Source organism: Defluviitalea phaphyphila (assembly GCF_001466305.1).
Classification (GTDB): Bacteria; Bacillota; Clostridia; order Lachnospirales; family Defluviitaleaceae; genus Defluviitalea_A; species Defluviitalea_A phaphyphila.
In genome coordinates, this window is the sequence record NZ_JWID01000004.1 from 138,657 (window position 1) to 158,275 (window position 19,619).

19 protein-coding genes are annotated in these 19,619 nt (G+C 25.2%); 3 read left to right on the forward strand and 16 right to left on the reverse strand.

Annotated elements, in window-relative coordinates:
- Positions 1–28: 28 nt before the first annotated feature.
- From OM90_RS12255 to OM90_RS04485, 3 genes are all read right to left on the reverse strand, one after another.
- Positions 29–505, reverse strand: coding sequence for an HAD family hydrolase (locus tag OM90_RS12255; RefSeq protein ID WP_084757963.1), 477 nt, complete (start codon positions 503–505; stop codon positions 29–31).
- Positions 490–696 carry a hypothetical protein gene (locus tag OM90_RS12355; protein ID WP_207643862.1) on the reverse strand — a complete coding sequence of 69 codons (207 nt, stop codon included), beginning with the start codon at positions 694–696 and terminating at the stop codon, positions 490–492. The genes OM90_RS12255 and OM90_RS12355 overlap by 16 nt, the downstream gene beginning before the upstream one ends.
- 94 nt (positions 697–790) lie before the next feature.
- Positions 791–1,276, reverse strand: coding sequence for a GNAT family N-acetyltransferase (locus OM90_RS04485; protein ID WP_058485704.1), 486 nt, complete (start codon positions 1,274–1,276; stop codon positions 791–793).
- A gap of 207 nt (positions 1,277–1,483) precedes the next feature.
- Here OM90_RS04485 and OM90_RS04490 point away from each other — a divergent pair, with 207 nt between their 5' ends.
- Positions 1,484–2,167 (forward strand): phosphatase PAP2 family protein, encoded by a 684-nt coding sequence (locus OM90_RS04490; protein WP_064505497.1) that lies wholly within the window; start codon positions 1,484–1,486, stop codon positions 2,165–2,167.
- A gap of 37 nt (positions 2,168–2,204) precedes the next feature.
- Here OM90_RS04490 and OM90_RS04495 read toward each other — a convergent pair whose 3' ends face one another.
- The 3 genes from OM90_RS04495 to OM90_RS04505 are packed head-to-tail and all read right to left on the reverse strand — an operon-like array spanning position 2,205 to position 5,331.
- Positions 2,205–3,374 carry a SpoIIE family protein phosphatase gene (locus OM90_RS04495; RefSeq protein WP_058485705.1) on the reverse strand — a complete coding sequence of 390 codons (1,170 nt, stop codon included), beginning with the start codon at positions 3,372–3,374 and terminating at the stop codon, positions 2,205–2,207.
- Positions 3,371–5,089 (reverse strand): [Fe-Fe] hydrogenase large subunit C-terminal domain-containing protein, encoded by a 1,719-nt coding sequence (locus OM90_RS04500; protein WP_058485706.1) that lies wholly within the window; start codon positions 5,087–5,089, stop codon positions 3,371–3,373. Before OM90_RS04500 ends, OM90_RS04495 begins: the two co-directional genes overlap by 4 nt.
- Positions 5,077–5,331: a (2Fe-2S) ferredoxin domain-containing protein gene (locus OM90_RS04505; RefSeq protein ID WP_144428539.1), complete on the reverse strand. Its 255-nt coding sequence runs from the start codon at positions 5,329–5,331 to the stop codon at positions 5,077–5,079. The genes OM90_RS04500 and OM90_RS04505 overlap by 13 nt, the downstream gene beginning before the upstream one ends.
- 141 nt (positions 5,332–5,472) lie before the next feature.
- On the opposite strand from OM90_RS04505, the gene OM90_RS04510 reads away from it, so the two are divergent.
- Entirely contained in the window at positions 5,473–6,126 is a 654-nt protein-coding gene (locus OM90_RS04510; protein WP_058485708.1) for a hypothetical protein, read from the forward strand.
- 28 nt (positions 6,127–6,154) lie between these two features.
- On the opposite strand, the gene hpt is transcribed toward OM90_RS04510, so the two are convergent.
- The 4 genes from hpt to OM90_RS04530 form a co-directional block, all read right to left on the reverse strand.
- Complete coding sequence (gene hpt / locus OM90_RS04515) at positions 6,155–6,691, reverse strand: hypoxanthine phosphoribosyltransferase (protein WP_193391926.1); 537 nt, start codon at positions 6,689–6,691, stop codon at positions 6,155–6,157.
- Positions 6,681–8,867: a DNA gyrase subunit A gene (locus OM90_RS04520; RefSeq protein ID WP_058485710.1), complete on the reverse strand. Its 2,187-nt coding sequence runs from the start codon at positions 8,865–8,867 to the stop codon at positions 6,681–6,683. Before OM90_RS04520 ends, hpt begins: the two co-directional genes overlap by 11 nt.
- Positions 8,868–8,887: 20 nt before the next feature.
- Positions 8,888–10,867, reverse strand: coding sequence for a DNA gyrase/topoisomerase IV subunit B (locus tag OM90_RS04525; protein WP_058485711.1), 1,980 nt, complete (start codon positions 10,865–10,867; stop codon positions 8,888–8,890).
- A 95-nt stretch (positions 10,868–10,962) separates the two neighbouring features.
- Positions 10,963–13,059 (reverse strand): L,D-transpeptidase family protein, encoded by a 2,097-nt coding sequence (locus OM90_RS04530; RefSeq protein ID WP_058485712.1) that lies wholly within the window; start codon positions 13,057–13,059, stop codon positions 10,963–10,965.
- A gap of 189 nt (positions 13,060–13,248) precedes the next feature.
- Here OM90_RS04530 and OM90_RS04535 point away from each other — a divergent pair, with 189 nt between their 5' ends.
- Complete coding sequence (locus tag OM90_RS04535) at positions 13,249–13,683, forward strand: hypothetical protein (RefSeq protein WP_058485713.1); 435 nt, start codon at positions 13,249–13,251, stop codon at positions 13,681–13,683.
- Positions 13,684–13,703: 20 nt separating this feature from the next.
- Here the strand turns inward: OM90_RS04535 and rpsA are convergent, their stop codons facing one another.
- The 6 genes from rpsA to OM90_RS04565 all read right to left on the reverse strand — a co-directional run bounded on the left by rpsA (position 13,704) and on the right by OM90_RS04565 (position 19,610).
- Complete coding sequence (gene rpsA / locus OM90_RS04540) at positions 13,704–14,882, reverse strand: 30S ribosomal protein S1 (protein WP_058485714.1); 1,179 nt, start codon at positions 14,880–14,882, stop codon at positions 13,704–13,706.
- Positions 14,883–14,942: 60 nt separating this feature from the next.
- On the reverse strand, positions 14,943–15,503 hold the full coding sequence (locus OM90_RS04545) for a rhomboid family intramembrane serine protease (RefSeq protein WP_058485715.1): 561 nt from the start codon (positions 15,501–15,503) through the stop codon (positions 14,943–14,945).
- Between the two features lie 12 nt (positions 15,504–15,515).
- Entirely contained in the window at positions 15,516–16,025 is a 510-nt protein-coding gene (locus OM90_RS04550; RefSeq protein WP_058485716.1) for a dihydrofolate reductase, read from the reverse strand.
- Positions 16,026–16,036: 11 nt separating this feature from the next.
- Positions 16,037–16,867: a thymidylate synthase gene (gene thyA / locus OM90_RS04555; protein ID WP_058485717.1), complete on the reverse strand. Its 831-nt coding sequence runs from the start codon at positions 16,865–16,867 to the stop codon at positions 16,037–16,039.
- A gap of 120 nt (positions 16,868–16,987) precedes the next feature.
- Positions 16,988–17,221 (reverse strand): glutaredoxin family protein, encoded by a 234-nt coding sequence (locus OM90_RS04560; RefSeq protein ID WP_058485718.1) that lies wholly within the window; start codon positions 17,219–17,221, stop codon positions 16,988–16,990.
- 175 nt (positions 17,222–17,396) lie between these two features.
- Positions 17,397–19,610, reverse strand: a complete 2,214-nt coding sequence (locus tag OM90_RS04565) for an AlwI family type II restriction endonuclease (protein ID WP_058485719.1) — start codon at positions 19,608–19,610, stop codon at positions 17,397–17,399.
- Positions 19,611–19,619: the final 9 nt, after the last annotated feature.

The window sequence follows — 19,619 nt, forward strand, 5'->3', positions numbered from 1 at the left end:
ACTAATATTTTTCCCTATTTTTTTTATTTTAATCATTTAAATCCGGTAAGTTATTTACAAATTTGTAAAAATCATTATAATTACCTTTATAAGTACTAATAAAATTAGTATTGGAGGAATTAATAATAAAATCTTCTATTAAATATGTTTTAATTCCCAATTCTCCGGCTATTAAATCTTCTTCTACGTTATTTCCTACCATCATACATTCTTCTGGAATTTTATTAATTTTTTTTAATATTTCTTCATAAAATTGAATTTTAGGTTTACAATAATGACTTTCTTCATAGGAAGTTATATGCATAAAATCCTCTGGATCAAATCCAGCCCATTTTATTCTATGCAATATAGCTTTTTTAGGGAAAATTGGATTAGTTGCTACTACCATATTATATTTTTTTTGTTTTAAAATTTTTATAGTTTCTTTGATTATTGGGATATCTATAACTGCTTCTCTTGTTTTTAAAAATTCTTTATCGTAAAATATATCTAATCTTTTTTTAATTCTTTAATATCTTTTTCATTAATATATTTTTTACATGATTCCATAAAAATTTCTTCATTAATTCTGTATTCAGTATTTTCTACCATATCATTAAGCGCTTTATAAATATTATCTATAAATTCTTTAGGATTCATAAAATAAGAAAACGTTTTGCTAATTTGTTCTAAAAAAATTTTTATAAAAATATCCATATTTAAAGGTAAAAGTGTTCCATCTAAATCAAATAAAATCGTATTTAAAATTGCATTTCCCTCCAATATATAAATATTAATAAAGTCTTTATTTCTATAAAGTTAATTGATAAAAAACTACATTTCTCCATTGATTGAATTTATATCCAACTTCTTTTAAGCTTCCCATATATTTAAATCCAAATTTTTCATGAAATTTTATACTTTCTTCATTATCTTGTTCAATCACAGCTACTATAACATGGTAATTTAGCTTAGAAGCTATTTTAATAAGCTCTTTCATCAACAAACTTCCTACTCCTATATTTTTATAATCTCTATGTATATAAATAGAATTTTCTACTGTATTATTGTATAAAGGTCTAAAACTAGATAAACAAGCATATCCGACAACTTTATTTTTATATTCTGCTATTATTATAGGATAATTTTCATTATGGGTTTCAAACCATTTTTTTCTATTTTGTATGTCTTTTTTTTCTAAATCAAAGGTAACACAAGTATTCAAAACATAATAATTATAAATATCCATCATAGCTTCTATATCTCTATCTTCAGCTTTTCTTATAGTAATATCCATATCTATCCTCCTTTGTAAGTGTAACAACTTTTTTAAATTAAATTATAGCTTACTATTTTTTTATCGTAAATATAAATATAACTAAAAAATAAAAATAAAAGAAAATATTTTTATATTTTTTTTGATATTTTTAATAATTATATTGATTTTTTCCCATAAATAGGCTATACTATTACAAGTGTACTAATACAAGTAGAGAGGGATTGTATGACATATATAAAAAATTTTTTAAGTAAAAATCGTCATTTTTTTATTTTACTTTATTATCTTGTTATTGGACTTGGATATCAAATTTTAAACAAAATTACTGTTCCAAAATATTATATGTATCATCCAATTGATGATTACATCCCTTTTGTTCCTATAATGATTATACCTTATATATTTTGGTACTTTTATATTACCGCTTCCTTAGTTTTTTTAGGATTTAATTGTAAAAAAGATTTTTATCGACTTGCCATGTTTATGTTCGGTGGAATGACTATTTGCTATATAATATTTCTTATTTTCCCTAATGGGCAAAATTTAAGGCCAGTTATAAATGATACAAATATTTTTTATAAGTTAATTAACCATATTTATACAATAGACAACCCTACTAACTCTGCTCCTAGTATGCATGTAATAGATTCCATGGCTGTATTTATAGCTCTTAGGAAAAATAAAACACTAAGTAAAATGAAAAAATTGCAAATAGCATCTTTTATTTCTAATATATTAATTATTATGTCTACAGTAATGATTAAACAACATTCTATTCTCGATGTTATGTATGGACTTATTATGAGCTTTATTCTTTATGTAGCAATCTATACTGAAACATTACCTAAATTTTATTTATTTATTAAAAAATTTACCAAAAAACAATTTAGAAAAGAAGAAAGAGCATAAATCCCTTAGTTTTAAGTTAAACTAAGGGATTTTATATTTAAACATACTTAATTGTAACTTCTTTTCCTAATTTTTTCATGCATTCAACTAATTCATTTACTATTTTTATTTTTATATTAAAATCCATAGGAAAATCTGGATTTTGATGAGCAGGATTAATGGCTTTACCCACCCAAAGATTTAAATGAGTACAATCATTAATTAAAAGTCTTGCAAGTTTTGTAGCCCCATCATCTCCTTCTATCTTATTTAATTCACTATAACAAGAAGTATTAATATATTTTTTTATAATTTCTACACATTGATTAAGAGTTAATACTCCTTCAGTTACTAAATCAATTCCTTCTATTTTAGCTATGGGTGGGAGATTTTTAGTATAACTGTTAGTATCTACTATAATCTCTCTATTTAATTCTCTAGATGCAATATTAGCTGTTGTTCCACCACAAATTACAATTTTACCTTTTTTATTCATTAACTCTTTTATCACTTTAGAATCGTCTTCTCGTTTTTTAGGAGGACCAGTAAACAAATTTACTACTTCTGGTTTCCTGAGCTTTATAGTTATAACAGTAGTATCGTCTCCTGGTTTTCCATCATATAAATTTTCACATACTCCAAGTAAATTTCCTGTTATATCTTTTGAATTTTTTTCAACAATAGAAAGATCTCTTAAATAGTCATTTATATTTTCCCAGCGCCATCCTAAATTAAGTAATTTACCAACACCTGCATGAATTGCTCCATCACTAACTACTACTAGTAAATCTTTATCATCTATCGTAAATCTGCTTTCTAATATTGTTTTTTTATTTATTATATTTTTTTGTTTTTTTACTACTCTATCTACTCCAGAATGGAATAAAAAAAATGGTGGATTATCATATTCTGCTATATATATCTTTCCATCATTATAAACTTTAATAATAGTAAAAGTGGAATAGGCTAATTTTCTTATTTGACATTCTGGTAAAGTATGAATAATAGTATCTACTGTTTCATCTAAACTAGCACCTTCTTTTAACATAGTAACTGCTATTTTAGATGTTAATGTAGCTAATATATTAGCTTTAACTCCACTTCCAAGGCCATCTGCCATAACAATAATTATTCCATCTTCTATTCGTGTTATTTCTACATGGTCTCCACATAATTCTTCTCCTTCTTTATAAATACTATTATATGCCACATCAATATAATAGCTCATTTTCTTTCACCATCTTCTCCTAGTACTATTTGTTTTAGTTTTGTTAGGGTCACCTTTGTTTCTGCTGTTGTTTCTCCTAATAAACTAGCAATTTCTTGAGCTACCCTCATTTGTTTTTCTATAACCTTTTGAGCAATATCTAAAGTACTTTGCTTAACTTCTGCTAATTCTCTTTTTCTTTTTTCTTCTGAGGTCAAATTAAGAAGTATAACTAAAATCATATTTTGTTTTTCAAGGAAAAGTATATTTTTTAAAACAATTACTCCATAGTTTGTATAATATACTTTTTTATCAAAAATGCTCTTTTTTGTCTCTATAACTGTTCTAAAATCCGTATCATCTATTATTGTAGAAATTGGTTTTGACTTTATTTGTTTCTGAGTTATATGAAACATTTCTTCTGCAGCAGGATTAAATTCTTTTACCATCAAATCTTCATCTAAAATAAATACTGCATTGGGAGATTTTTCAAATATAATATTGCTAATCTTTTCAGCTTTACTCCTCATATAAGGCATACACATTTCTAATTGGGACATTCCTTCATATACGGCTTTAGCTTTTTCTCTACAGGTATCATAACCGCAAGCTCCGCAATTTAACTCATCACTTTTTTCATATTTCCCCATTTTTCTAAGAATTTTTTTTAAATCTTCTTCGCTAGGTAAATTTCTTTTTATACTTTTATCTACAAATGTTCTACTAAACTCAATTCCTTCCCAATCTAAAATAGTGCTTTTTTCCGTAGTTTTAGGTTTGTTTAATAAATATTTTTTTAAATTCATTTTTCTAACATATATACTTTTTGATTTTTTAGGAACTCCTGGACCTCCTACACAACCTCCTTCACAAACACTAGCTTCTACACATACATTTTTTAAATCGCCTTGTTTTATACTTTCAAATAACTCTTTACATTGTTTAGTTCCATCTACTTTTATAATGTCATATCCGTATTTATCTACAACTTCTTTCATTCCAGTCAAAATTCCCCCTGCAATAGGGTATATACTTCCCTTTTTACCAGCTATATTTTCTAAAGGAGTTTCTTCTAACTCATTTATATTAATTTCTCTATCCTCTAGCCATTGTACTAATTCTTCAAAAGTTAATACTGCATCAATGCATTTATTAGAAATATTTCCTGCTGCCTCACATTTTTTTGAAATACACGGCCCTATAAATACTACATAACTATTTTCGTATCTTTTTTTTAATATTTGTCCATGAGCAAGCATAGGTGATATTATAGGCAACATATATGGAATAATCTTTGGATAATATCTTTGTACTAAAAAATTAACCGATGGACAACAACTTGTAATTATATTTTCTGGTTTATTATATTCTATATATTTTATATATCTATTTGTTATTTCTTCTGCTGCTATAGCAGTTTCTTCTACATATTCAAATCCTAATTTTTTTAATGCTGTAATTAATTTTTTAGGTTCTTCAAAAAAACTTGCAAAAGAAGGAGCTATGGATGCAATTACTTTTTTTTCTCCTTCAATTGCAAGTTTTATTTTATCAAGGTCACTTTTTATATTTCTTGCATTTTGAGGACAAACCATAAAACAGTGTCCACAAGCAATACACCTATCTTCTATAATCTTGGCTTGGTAATTATCAATTTTTATAGCCTTTACTGGACAAAATCTTACACATTTATAACAATTCTTGCAATTAGCGGCAGAAAAATTCATAATTTGCATACTTCAACCTTCCTTCGAAGTTCTTTCTCAAAAAAATCTTGCACTGTTTCTGGTTGAACTGAATAAATTTTATTATTAATTCTAACGGATACTGCTTTTGTACAATTTCCCAAACAAAAAGAGCCCTTTACTATTATTTTATCTTGTAAATTATTTTTTTTAATTAATTGTTCTAATATACTGACTACTTCATAAGCTCCCTTTAAATGACAAGCACTTCCTATACATACTTCGACTATCAATATTATTCACTCCCCTTATTATATTTCAACCTTAGTATATGATATAGTTAATTTTTTGTCAAACTTTTCACTTATTTGACAAAAGCTTTTACTTTAGTCCATAATAAAAACATTAATATTAAATATGAAATGGTGAGTGAAATGATAAATAATAATATGAATGGACTTGTTTTTGAAGGCATTTCTGGTTCTGGGAAAACTACTATTTTAAAATGCTTACTAAAAAATAATACTTATATTAATAGAAAAGCTCTTTCTACTATAGTTTATACCGAACACCAAACTCAAAGAATTCTTGAAAAAAAAGATAGAGAAAATATTTTAAAAATAGAAGATAATCTAAATTTACTATGGGATATCATTAATACTTTAAAAAGACTTGATAAAAGGCTTAATGAAAGAGATTGGAATGGTAAAAGTTATGAAGAATCTAAAATATCTTATATTTTTGAAAGATTTCATTTAACCCATGTATGCCATTATCCTCATATTACTTGGGATATGGTAAAACCAATTGATACTAAGTTATCTTTATTAGGTTGTAAAATATGTCTTTTTACTGTAAATGAAGATATGCTTTATAAAAGATTATTTCGTAGAAAAGAAAGCTGTTGGTTAGAATATCTAAAAAGATACGGTGATACAGAAAAAGAAATAATTAAAAATTTTATGATACAACAAGAAAAATTTATAAATTTATGTAAAATTTCGTCTATTCCTTCAATGATCATAGATACTTCATATCAGGAAGAAAAATATATAGTTGATAAAATAATTGACTTCTGGGGAATATAAAAAATGCAGAAGAAAATTCTTCTGCATTTTATTTATATGCTTCTTCTTTTAATACTGCAACGTAAGGAAGATTTCTATATTTTTCTGCATAATCTATACCATACCCTACAATAAATTCATCAGGGATTTCAAACCCTTTATAATCTATTTTTAAATCAATTTTTCTTCTTGCTGGTTTATCTAAAAGAGTACATATTTTAAGAGATTTAGGCTTTCTTCTAAGTAAATTTGATTTTAAATAATCTAAAGTAAGTCCTGTATCTATAATATCCTCTACTATTAAAACATTTTTTCCTTCTATACTATGTTCTAAATCTTTTAAAACTTTTACTACTCCACTACTTTCTGTAGATTGTCCATAGCTTGATACAACCATAAAATCGATATAAACAGGAATATCTATTTTTCTAATTAAATCTCCCATAAAAATATTAGAACCTTTTAATATTCCTATAACAGTAAGTTCTTCACCTTCGTAATCCTTGGTGATTTTCTTCCCTAGTTCTTCTACTTTTTTTAATAATTCTTCTTCTGTAAATAATATCTCTTTTATATCACTTTTCATTATCTTCATACCCCTCAAAATTTAATTTCATTTGTATATCAATTACTTTCCCTAATGCGGGTAAAGTATTTACTCTTAAATTTTCTAAATTATCTTCTTTAAATTCATCTAAACAATATACTGCTTTTAAATAACTTCTTTTAGAATTTTTTATTACTTGCTTCCCTGCAGCAGTCCTTTTACTTACAGTATCAATAAGATTTGTATTAATAAGTATATATCTATTATCACTTCTTTTTAATATAAGGTCTATATCTTCTTTAACATAAATAATTCTAACACATTTTGAACGACTATAAAATCCATTTATTAATTTTTTTCTGCTCTGCTTAGTTTTATAAAACTTAAGAGGAATTTTAACCCCTTTCCCATTTTCATAAAATATTAATAAGTTACCTTCATAATTATTATCGTTAATAATATAAATTATTTCTTCGTCTTCTTCTAATTCTAATATATTTGGAATATAATCTCCTAAATTACTAGCTTTAGTATCTTCTAATTCATATGCTTTTATTTTATATACATTTTGTTTATTAGAAAATAACAAAATTTCTTCTTTATTAGTTGTTTCTATTTCTTGTAAAATTTTGTCTCCATCTTTTAATTTATGCTTTGAATTAGCTCGTAAAGAAACTAGAGAAATTTTTTTGATATATTGGTGCTCTGTTAAAAATATTTTTATATTATAATCTTCTATTAAATCTTCTTCTGAAATGGTTTCAATTTTTTCTTCTTGAATAATTTGGCTTTTTCTTGGCTTACCATATTTTTTTGATACTTCTTGAAGTTCTTTTTTTATTACATCTTTGATTTTATCATCATCTTCTATTATATCAGAAAGTATTTTTATTTCTTCTTTAAGCTTATTTATTTCTGAAGTTCTTTTTAGAATATATTCTTTATTAAGATTTCTCAGTTTTATTTCTGCAATAAATTCTGCTTGAGTTTCATCTACTTTAAAACCTTTTATTAAATTAGGTACAACATCTTTTTCTTTTTCTGTATCTCTTATTATTTTTATTGCTTTATCTATATCTAATAATATTTTTTCAAGTCCCAACAAGAGATGCATTTTTTCTGACTTTTTATTTATTTCGTATTGAAATTTTCTACGAATACAAGATATTCTAAATTTCGTCCATTCATAAAGTATTTCTTTTACGCCCATAACTTTTGGGCGTCCTTCAATAAGTATATTAAAATTGCAATTAAAACTATCTTCTAAAGGAGTAAGTTTATATAATTTTTTCATTAAATCTTCTGGATTTGTTCCTCTTTTTAAATCTAATGTTAATTTTAATCCATTAAGATCTGTTTCATCTCGAATATCAGATATTTCTTTTATCTTTCCTAATTTAATTAAAGATACTATTTTATCAATAATAGCTTCTACCGTAGTTGTATAGGGAATCTCTATAATTTCAATAGCATTATTTTTAGAATCATAATTATATACCGCCCTAACCTTAAAACTACCTCTACCTGTTTCTAATATTTTATTCATTATTTCTTTATTATAAATTATCTGTCCTCCTGTTGGAAAATCAGGAGCTTTTATATATTTGGATAAATCTACATTTTCATTTTTTAGGTAAGCTATGGTAGCTTTACATACTTCTTTTAAATTAAAAGAACATAAATTATTAGCCATTCCTACTGCTATTCCTTGATTAGGGTTAACCAAAATATTAGGAAATGTAGTAGGTAAAAGGGTAGGTTCTTTCATAGTTCCATCATAATTATCCACAAAATCAACTGTGTTTTTATCAATATCAGAAAATAATTCCTTGCAAATAGGTTCTAATTTAGCTTCTGTATATCTAGGAGCTGCATAAGCCATATCCCTTGAATATTGTTTACCAAAATTCCCTTTTGAATCAATAAAAGGTACTAATAAAGATTCTGCTCCTGTTGTAAGACGAACCATTGTTTCATATATTGCTTGATCCCCATGGGGATTAAGACGCATAGTTTGCCCTACAATATTAGCTGATTTTGTTCTATTTCCTTGTAATAATCCCATCTTATACATAGTATATAATAATTTTCTATGGGATGGTTTAAACCCATCTATTTCTGGAATTGCCCTAGATACAATTACACTCATAGCATAGGGCATATAATTTTCTTTTATAGTATCAGTAATTTTTTGCATAGTTGTAAGTGTTTCCATAGATGTTCTCCTTACTTATTTTATATTACATCCATTTCATCTAAATAGTTGTGTCCATATTGTGAAATGTATTCTTTTCTTTCATTTAGTTTATCTCCTAAAAGAATTTCAAAAATTTCTTTTGTTTTTTCTATATCGTCTGGAATAACTTTTATAAGTCTTCTTGTTTCTGGATTCATTGTGGTCTCCCACATCATATCCGGGTCATTTTCTCCTAATCCTTTTGAACGCTGTATTGTATATTTACCTTTTATTTGAGATAAAATTCTCTTTTTTTCACTTTCATTATAAGCAAAATAAGTCTTTCTACTACTCCTAATTTCAAATAAGGGAGTTTCTGCAATATACACTTTTCCTTCTTTTATTAAAGTAGGAACAAGTCTATAAAGCATAGTTAAAATTAAAGTTCTTATTTGATATCCATCCACATCTGCATCTGTACAAATAATAATTTTATCCCATTTAAGCTTATTTATATCAAAAGTATGAAGGTCTTTACTATGTCTATTATTAATCTCTACTCCACATCCTAAAACTTTAAGAAGATCTACAATTATTTCATTTTTAAATATTTTGTGATCATCTGCTTTTAAACAATTAAGTATTTTCCCCCTAACAGGCATTATAGCTTGAAACTCTGCGTTACGACCTAATTTACAAGACCCTAAAGCAGAATCTCCTTCAACAATATATAATTCTCTTTTTTTAATATCTTTAGTTCTACAATCTACAAACTTTTTAACTCTATTTACAACATCTATTTCCCCGCCTAACTTCTTTTTTATATCAATCCTTGTTTTTTCTGCCTTTTCACGACTTCTTTTATTTATTAATATTTGGTTTGCTATTTTTTCTGCCTCGTCTTTATTTTCTATAAAATATATTTCTAATTTCTTTTTTAAGAAATCAGTCATCGCTTCTTGAATAAATGTGTTAGTAATAGCTTTTTTTGTTTGATTTTCATAACTGGTTATAGTAGAAAATGAATTACTAACTAAAATTAAACTATCTTCAATATCAGTAAAAGTTATTTTCTTTTCTCCCTTATTATATTTATTCTCAGCTTTTAAATATTTATCTATAGCATATACAAAGGCACTTTTTACTGCTTTATCTGGTGCTCCTCCATACTCTAAGAAACTAGAATTATGAAAGTATTCTAAAAGATTAATTTCGTTATTAAAACAAAAACCTATTTGCATTTTTACTTTATATTCTGGTTTATCTTCCCTATCTCTTCCTTTAGTCTCAGTTTCAAAAAATTGAATAGAAGAAAAACCCTTATCATTATTTATTTCTTTTATATAATCTACAATACCATTTTCATAACAGTATACATATTTTTCATTTGAAACTTCATCTTTTAACTCAAATACTACTCCTGCATTAACAACTGCTTGCTTTTTTAAGGTTTCTTTAAAATAAGAAATAGGTATATTAATATCAGTAAAAACTTCTATATCTGGTTTCCATTTTATAATTGTTCCTGTATATTTACTATCACTTTTTTCTTTTTTAAGTCCTCCTATATTATTTCCCTTTTCAAAGTGCAACTCATATTTATATCCATCTCTATAAACTATTACATCCATATATTCCGAACTATATTGAGTAGCACAACTTCCAAGCCCATTTAATCCTAAACTAAATTCATAATTTTCACCATCATTATTATTATACTTTCCTCCCGCATATAGTTCACAAAATACTAATTCCCAATTATATCTTTTTTCTTTTTCATTATAATCCAAAGGAATGCCTCTTCCATAATCTTTTACCATAATTGAAGAATCTTTATATACAGTCACCTCTATTTTATCTCCAAAACCTTCCCTAGCTTCATCAATTGCATTAGCAAGAATTTCAAAAAATGCATGTTGACATCCGCTAAGTCCATCTGAACCAAATATAACACTAGGTCTTAATCTAACTCTATCTGCTCCTTTTAAAAGAGATATGCTTTCATTTCCGTATTTTTTCTCTTGTTTTTTTGTTGACATAAATAAAACTCCTCTATATTCATTTCTCTAATTAGATTAATAGAAACTTATGTTCGTGTCAAGTTTAATTCTAAAAAATAAAAAATTTTTTATTTTTAGTTAATCCATACAGTAGTATCTCTAGGAATTGTATCATAAAACCATTTACTATTTTCTAGGGAAAAACGAATACATCCATGAGAAGCTCTTTTACCTAAAACATTATTTTCTAAAATATAAGTCCCTGTTGCATCCATAATAACTGAATGGTATAAATAATCCCCCCATATTTGAACCCAATTTTTACACATATAGCCATCTCCAAAGTATGCTCCCCTTGCTTTAATTGTAAAAAATCCTCTTGGAGTTGGAGTAATATTTTTCCCAGTTGAGCAAAGCATACTTCTTACAAGCTTCCAGCTATTATTTTCTTTTTTAAACACATGAGTAATTTGTCTATCTAAATCAGTCCATACAAAATAATCTGTATTACTTTTAAAATCTTTTATATTAACATATGCTTCTAACTGTTCTTTAGTCATTTGATTTTTATTAGTTGGTGGATCTTCAGGAATTGATACAGAACCCCAAGGAATCCTTCCTTCTTTTTTTCCATCTATGCTTTTACATTGATACCAGTATCCTGCTTCAGCATATAATATTTCTACTTTTTCTCCCTTTTCAAATCCTGATACACTTCTTCTCATTGTCCCAATAATTATAGAAGGTTTTACTAAAGATAAAATTTCTTCCTCTAGGTTTTTATATATGTTTAGCATATATTCAATAATTTTATCTGATTTTAAATAATTTAATTCATCTATAAATAAAGGATTTTCTTTTAAATTTATACTTTTAATTATTGTTCCTATATATAAATATTTTTCATATGAATCATACTTCCTTAAATCAAAAATTTCATACCCATTCTTAGGAATTCCGTAAAAAGAATCTTCTTCTATATTAAATTCTTTCTTCTTCACATCATACCAAACATTAACTATCTCTAGATCAACTGTGTTATCACTATGGTTTAATATTTTATTTTCTATTATTTCAATCTTTAAATCTTTTTTATTATATTCTTTTATTAAGTTTATACTGATTTCTTTTTCATTTTCATTCCAAATAATATCACCAAATACTAATAAATCTTTTATATAAATAATAGTCTTATTATTAGCATTATAAGAGGGAATCTTTCTATCTCCTATATAGACGTCTATATTTGTATAAATCATAGGTTTTTTTATAAGAGCATCTTCTCTTTTTTTAATTTCATCATCTGATATACCTATAATATTTTTATTTCCATTTCTATATAAAAATATATTTTTACTTTCTTTATCAAATTCTATATCAAATCCATAGTATTGAAGATCTGATAAAACTATCATAGTAGAATCCTTATACATAAAAGAAGGAATTAAATATCCATTAATAAATACTTTATTATTCCCTTTTTCTAAAATTCCTATTTCTAAACCATAATTTATTTTTTTAAAAGGAGATTTAAATTCTGTCATTGATAAAAGTTTTTTTACTTTTTCATTTGTCCTGTTAGAAATATCGGTATTATATTTAAATCTTTTTATTTTTTCTAATATATTCTCTAATTCTTTTTTGGTTATGTTTTTATTGGGATAAAACATATTTTCATCTTCACTATCTATTAAATTATTTACATAAGCTGCATTAATATATGCTTCATTATAAGTATTTTTAATATCTTCAAAAAGTGAATATTTAGAGTATATTGGCTCAAGTTCTAATACATTGCATATTATTCTAGATGCCATAGACTTTGTGAGAATCTCATTCTTATTTCTATTAGGAATCCCTTTTAAATATCCTTTTTCTTCTCCTAAAATAATATAATCTTCATCTTCAAAAACTTCTTCTTCATAAAAAATCTTTATAAGTTCTTTAATAAATTCTATCAATCTTACATTTTCTATTTGTTCTTTTTCTTCTAAACTATTATTTGTTTCTCTGTTCTTTTCTTTTTCTATATCATTTGATAAAATGTTGTTTATATTTTCTTTGTTAAAAAAATCTTTTATATTTATATTTTCCTTTCCCTCAAAAATATTATTTATTTCTTTATTTATATTATTTATAAAAATATTATTTATTTTTGCTTTTGTATAAATAGGAATAAAACTTATAATAAAAATAATTGATATTACACTAATGATTTTTTTAATCTGCATTATAAATCCCCCATTTAATTTTATTTTTGTAAAATCATTATTATAATACCAATTATTGGAATTATTTTCAACAAAAAATTATATTTATAAAAGCAGAAAAATTAAGACATATAATTGAATTTAATATATAAAACTGTTATACTACCTTAAGTAGGTTTTTTTAAATACATCAATATGGAGGTTATAATTATGCAAGAAAACAACGGTAAAAATTTTATTTGGCTTTTTGTAGGATTATTTGTAGTACTATTTGGATTTGCCTTATTTAATGAGGCTTCTGGAAAAACTAATAAAAATGTAGTTTCTGTAGATGAAATGATTAAATCTATAGTACAAAGCGATGCTGTTCTTTCTGATTTACCTAATATACTTCCAGAAGAAAGCGATGTACCAGAAGAACTTGTTCCTTACTTAAGAATTGAAAAAGAAAGAGCTGCTTCTCATAAAATGATAGGAGACCTTATTTATTTTTATAATCCAAATACAAATATATCTTCTTTATATTATTATTCAACTAATGGCTCTATTCTTCTTTATAATTCTTCAGAAGGAATTCAATTTTCTGATGAAACTTTTGCCCCTTTTAGAGAAAAAATTGAACAAACCTATAAACAAACTTTATAAAAGGCAACCACTGGTTGCCTTTAAAATTTTAATCCTTTTAATTTATCTTTAAGTATATCTCCTATTGTAATATTATCTTGTTCATCATTATTATATTTTGATATATCTTCTCTATAATCTTCTTTTGCTTCTCTAATACTTAATCCGATTCTTTTTTCTTCTGTATTTAATTCTATTATTTTTGCTTTAACTTTATCTCCTACTGAGATCACTTCCGACACTTTTGCAATATGTTTATCAGAAATTTGTGAAATATGAACTAATCCTTCTACACCGGGTTCTATTTCAACAAATGCTCCAAAATTAGCAATTCTAACAACTTTACCTTCTACAATATCATTTACTTGATATTTATTACTTACTTCATTCCAAGGATCTTCTGTTATATCTTTTAATCCTAAGGAAATTCTTTCTTTCTTCTCATCAAAATCTATTACATAAACCTCTACTTTATCTCCTATTTTAACCACTTCAGCAGGATCTAATACTCTTTTCCAAGATAGATCAGATAAATGAATTAAACCTTCTACCCCACCTAAATCTACAAAAGCACCAAACTTTGTAAGCTTAGTTATAACACCTTTTCTTTTTTCTCCTTTTTGAAGACTTTTAAAAAGTTCTTGTTTTTTTAGTTCCCTTTCTTCTTGTTCTACTACTTTTCTAGATAATACAACTTTATTAGTTGCTTTATCAAATTCAATAAGTTTTACTTTTAAAGTTTTTCCTACATATTCATTTAAATCTTCTACATAATGAATAGAAAGATGAGAAGCTGGTATAAATCCTCTAACTCCTTTTATATTTGCAACTACTCCTCCCTTTACTGTTTCTTTAATTTTTACTTCAAAAGGAGTATCTGATGTATAGTAATCATTTAATTCTTCCCATACTACAACTCTATCTGCCTGTTTTTTAGATAAAACAACATTTCCTTCTCCATCATCTAGTTGAATAATGCATACATCTATTTCATCTTCTTCCTTTAAAATATCTCTTGGGTCTATATTTTCATCTTCACATACTTCTTGTTTTGTTATAATTCCATCTGACATATAACCTATATTGACTAAAACTTCATCTTCTGTTACCTTTATTACTTTTCCTTTTACAATATCTCCTGGCCTAAGTTTTTTCATGTTTTTTTCAATATCTTCCATTACTTGATCCATGGTAGTTTCTTCAGTATAATTTTTCTCCATGTAATACATCTCCTTATTTATATTAATTAGTTGTTATTATGATACACTAAAATTTTAAATTTATAAATACTTACTTTTTAAATATCCAAATACTCCCCCGCAAAATCCTCCTATAATATGAGTTAATTGAGATATTTGATCCTTAGAAAATAATCCTTCCATTATTTCTCTTCCTATAAAAATAACTATTACTAATATTAAAGTTAACGGAATAGTTCCTTTTTGAATATTAGTAAAAGAACTTAAAAGAATAAACATAAAAACTATTCCACTAGCTCCTAATAATGCTGTATTAAAAAACATAACATTAATAATTCCTGTAATAAAAGCTGTAAATAATATCATGAAAAGTATATTATAAGACCCATATTTTTCTTCTAAAATAGGTCCTATTAGAAGAATTAATAAAAAATTATTTATAAAATGTTCCCAATTAATATGCCCTAATATATGAGTAAATAATCTAATATAAAAAAGTGGATCTTTTATAGATGTTCTGTAAATTGAAAATAAAAATATAGTAGACTTAGAATTTGTCAATTCTCCTAAAATAAATACTAAAAATGCTAAACAAGTAAATGTTAAAATAACTGGAGAATTATAATGGATTTTTTTTAACATAATATTATCACCCTAGAAATTTATCTTTTTTATATTATTATTCTTATAAACGGTATATTGAAAAGAAGTATCTTTATAAGATTTTATGTCACTTTCTTTAATTAAATCCCAATCTTTATTATTATCTAAATTAGGGAAAAATGTATCAGCATCGTATACTTCTTTTATTTTTGTAACATATACTATATTACAATATGGAAGAAGAAGTTTATAAATTTGTTCTCCTCCTATTACAAAAATATCTTCACTATTATATTTTTTTATTTTTAAAAATAATTCTGATATAGAATTACATATTATGGCATTTTCTACTTTATAATTAATATCTCTAGTAAGTATAATATTAATTCTATCTTTTAAAGGTTTTTTATTAGGTAAAGATTCAAAGGTATTTCTTCCCATAATCACTACTTTTCCTAAAGTTTTTTCTCTAAATTGCTTCATATCTTCAGGTATTACTTTTAATAGGTCTCCCCTACAGCCTATTCCCCAATTTTTATCTACTGCTACAATGGCATTCATATTTGTACCTCCTATATTGCCACAGGAATATTTTTTATAGGCTCTCCATATTTATATCCCTCTAATTTAAAATCTTCAACTTTAAAAGCATAAAAATCTTTTATATCAGGATTTATTATTAATTTAGGAGCTGGATATGATTTTCTTTTTATTAATTTTTTTATAATAGGAATATGTCTGTCATAAATATGAGCATCTGCTATAACATGAACTAATTCTCCAGCTTCTAAATTACTAACCTGTGCAAACATATGAATTAATATTGCATATTGCACCACATTCCATCCATTAGCAACTAAAATATCTTGAGATCTTTGATTTAAAATGGCATTTAATTTATTTTCTGTTACATTAAAGGTAACACTATATGCACAAGGATATAAGTTCATTTCATTTAGATCTTGATGATTATATATATTAGTTATAATTCTTCTACTATATGGATTATGTTTTAAATCGTAAAGTACTCTATCAACTTGATCAAATTCTCCTTCTTTATATTTATGTTTAATTCCTAATTGATAACCATAAGCTTTTCCTATAGACCCATTTTCATCTGCCCAAGCATCCCATATATGACTATTTAAATCTTTTATATTATTCGATTTTTTTTGCCAAATCCAAAGAATTTCATCAATAGCAGATTTAAACGGAATTTTTCTTAAAGTCAAAATGGGAAATTCTTTAGATAAATCATATCTATTAACTACTCCAAATTTTTTTATAGTATGAGCAGGAGTTCCATCCTCCCATCTAGGTCTTACCTCTTGACCTTCTGAACTTATTCCATTCTCTAATATATCTTCACACATATCTATAAAAATCTTATCTGCTAAACTCACATAGCCACCTTCTTTCTACATTTCTTAATATTTTTCTATTATATAATACTTTATATTTCATATTTGAGCAATAAATATAAAAAATCCCTTAATAAGAATTAACTTATTAAGGGACAATTTTTATATTCCTAATAAACTATTAATTTTATTTCTATCAAATCCTACTACAATATTCCCATCGATATCAATTACAGGAACTCCCATCTGCCCAGATTTTCTTATCATTTCTTGAGCAGCTACTTGATCTTCTGCTACATTAATATCTCTATAACTAAAATTATTTTTCTTCAGATAATCTTTAACCATATGACAAAAAGGACAAGTTGGAGTGGAATATACAGTAATATTATTCATATCAAAACCTCCTTTTTTAAAGATATTGATTTTTCTAACAAATTTTTATAAAATTTATTATAATATTATTATATTATAATTTTACGATATGTCAATACCCTAAAATCTATTTTATCAAAGACAAATAATTTTTCTAATTTAGCATCAGTATATATAATTTGTTTTATAGATAAGATCATCTTTCCTCTTTATCTAATTTTTTCTCACAAAATTTTTCTATATGTGAATACTTATAATTTTTAATCTGTGCAAGTATTTTTGCACTTTTAATTCTTTCACTTATATTTTTCACTTTTTTGACATTTTTAAATTCGTAAAATTTATTATTATCTCTAAATCCTAAATTTTCTCTAGTTTTTTCTCTATCAAGATCTATTTTATTATCATGTTTTAAACTATTAAGTATTTTCTCTCTTTGATTCTCTAATTCTTTTTTATTAGTTTGTTTTTTTAGAAATTCTTGGAAACTAAAATCATTTTTTTCTATTTTTTCAGAAGTTTGTTTTTGTATGATATCATATTTTAAACTAACTAAATTAATACCCCAAGTTTCAATAATATCATCAAAAGTTTGTATCCATTCTCTGCTATCCATAAAATTTTCAGACGAATTATATAATTCATCAATTAAATCTTTTATATTTTTCTGTTTAATTCGAATATTATAATTATTGTTTAATTCAATAACTATTTGAAGTATTTTATTATATTGATTAATAGTAAGTGGTATTATTTTTTGTTTTTTACCTTCATACCCTAATTTAATTCCCATCCAAAAAGTGTTTAATGTATCTCTATGTATTAATGGGGCAATAAATAAACAATAATTATCTTTATTAGGATTTTTATCTTCAAAATCTCTTAAATGTCTCATTACAGGTTGTCCTTCTGCATACCATTGATTACGCCCTTTTAAAAGTGTTACTTCTGAAATCATGTTAAAATCATCATAATAACATTCAATATCAGCTTTATCTCCAGAGGCAGTAAAAATAGGCATATTATCATCTGCTACCAAATAATTAGGCATAATTTTGCGAGCATCATCTAAAGCAATAAGAGTTTGTGCTACATAATATTCAAGATTTAACGGATCCTGTCCAGATATAGCTTTTCGTCTAGTAGCAAGATCATTTAATTTTTCAATATACTTAGGTAAATTATTAAGATTTCTTTCTGATAAAATTAAATAATCGGTCTGAAGTATTTTTATAATTGTCTTTAATTCACTTATTTGGGCATTATATTCATTTGAAGTTTTATATTTAGTTTTAACAAGATTAAATTTATGTAAGCTTTGTCCTTTATAATTCTGTTCTATAAAATTTTGAAGATTAATAGCTGTATCAAATAATTTGGCATATATTTTTTTAAGAGATTCTAAATCTTCCCAAGGTAATATTGGCTGGTTTATGTCAGCCATATATTCTAAATATGTATATATATTTTTAAAGTGCTTAGCTCTTCCATCATATGTTTTTAATATCTTTTGTATTTCAACTGCTCTTGTAGGTGATAAATCAATATACCTACCTTTACCACGATAATACAATAGGTTTGTCTGTCTAAAATAACGAATTGCAGAATCTCCATAATCATATAAATTATTTATTTTTTTTACAATATTAATTTCATCTCTTTTATCTAATCCAAAAATATCTATAACTGTTTTTCTAAAACAATTATCTATATATTCTCTTGCATTATTACGATCTAATGTTCTAACTGTTTTTCTAAAACTTATAATATTTTCTGCCGTTTTTCTTATATCTTTATAATTAGTTAAAGTAGGAATAAAAAGTGCAAACTCTTCTTTATTTAAACCAACAGGTTTATAGCCTTCTTTACTCCATAATTCATTTACCTTATTAATCACATGTAGGGTACCAATAAAAGGATTAATATTAAATCCATTATACCCAGATTCAGCAGGATTAGGAAGTTGCCACTTCAAAAAATATCTCAAAAATATATTTTCAAAGTTAGGAGAATCAGATAAAATCTCTCGTCCTAATGGCGTAATAGTAACAGTACCAATTGACTCCCTTGCTATAGCCATTCCCATTTTATTCAGATTTCCAACAGCAGTTCTACCACGAAAAGCATATATCTGCTCTTGATTATCAAATTGCGAATTTTCATATTGTATTAAGTTTAATATTTGCTCAAGTTCTTCATCTGTAAATTCTTCAGGTTCTTCATACTTGACTTTAATATTATGTGGTAATCCCATTGGTTTATAATTTTTGGTTTGAATCAGTCTTTTAAAAAAAGCTGCTTGAATTTCTTCTGTAAAAACTTTACCTTCAAACTCTGCAAGTACTTTTAAAAAAGATATATTTCTCTCTGGATTTCTTATTGTAGTACTTAAACTCCAACATTTAGGCATATTGTTATT

What these genes read in the sequence shown, in the direction of transcription:
- OM90_RS12355 (WP_207643862.1), bottom strand. Translation starts at nt 696, where the DNA reads ATGGATATTTTTATAAAAATTTTTTTAGAACAAATTAGCAAAACGTTT.
- OM90_RS04485 (WP_058485704.1), bottom strand. Translation starts at nt 1,276, where the DNA reads ATGGATATTACTATAAGAAAAGCTGAAGATAGAGATATAGAAGCTATG.
- OM90_RS04490 (WP_064505497.1), top strand. Translation starts at nt 1,484, where the DNA reads ATGACATATATAAAAAATTTTTTAAGTAAAAATCGTCATTTTTTTATT.
- OM90_RS04495 (WP_058485705.1), bottom strand. Translation starts at nt 3,374, where the DNA reads ATGAGCTATTATATTGATGTGGCATATAATAGTATTTATAAAGAAGGA.
- OM90_RS04500 (WP_058485706.1), bottom strand. Translation starts at nt 5,089, where the DNA reads ATGCAAATTATGAATTTTTCTGCCGCTAATTGCAAGAATTGTTATAAA.
- OM90_RS04510 (WP_058485708.1), top strand. Translation starts at nt 5,473, where the DNA reads ATGATAAATAATAATATGAATGGACTTGTTTTTGAAGGCATTTCTGGT.
- hpt (WP_193391926.1), bottom strand. Translation starts at nt 6,691, where the DNA reads ATGAAAAGTGATATAAAAGAGATATTATTTACAGAAGAAGAATTATTA.
- OM90_RS04520 (WP_058485710.1), bottom strand. Translation starts at nt 8,867, where the DNA reads ATGGAAACACTTACAACTATGCAAAAAATTACTGATACTATAAAAGAA.
- OM90_RS04525 (WP_058485711.1), bottom strand. Translation starts at nt 10,867, where the DNA reads ATGTCAACAAAAAAACAAGAGAAAAAATACGGAAATGAAAGCATATCT.
- OM90_RS04530 (WP_058485712.1), bottom strand. Translation starts at nt 13,059, where the DNA reads ATGCAGATTAAAAAAATCATTAGTGTAATATCAATTATTTTTATTATA.
- OM90_RS04535 (WP_058485713.1), top strand. Translation starts at nt 13,249, where the DNA reads ATGCAAGAAAACAACGGTAAAAATTTTATTTGGCTTTTTGTAGGATTA.
- rpsA (WP_058485714.1), bottom strand. Translation starts at nt 14,882, where the DNA reads ATGGAGAAAAATTATACTGAAGAAACTACCATGGATCAAGTAATGGAA.
- OM90_RS04545 (WP_058485715.1), bottom strand. Translation starts at nt 15,503, where the DNA reads ATGTTAAAAAAAATCCATTATAATTCTCCAGTTATTTTAACATTTACT.
- OM90_RS04550 (WP_058485716.1), bottom strand. Translation starts at nt 16,025, where the DNA reads ATGAATGCCATTGTAGCAGTAGATAAAAATTGGGGAATAGGCTGTAGG.
- OM90_RS04560 (WP_058485718.1), bottom strand. Translation starts at nt 17,221, where the DNA reads ATGAATAATATTACTGTATATTCCACTCCAACTTGTCCTTTTTGTCAT.
- OM90_RS04565 (WP_058485719.1), bottom strand. Translation starts at nt 19,610, where the DNA reads ATGCCTAAATGTTGGAGTTTAAGTACTACAATAAGAAATCCAGAGAGA.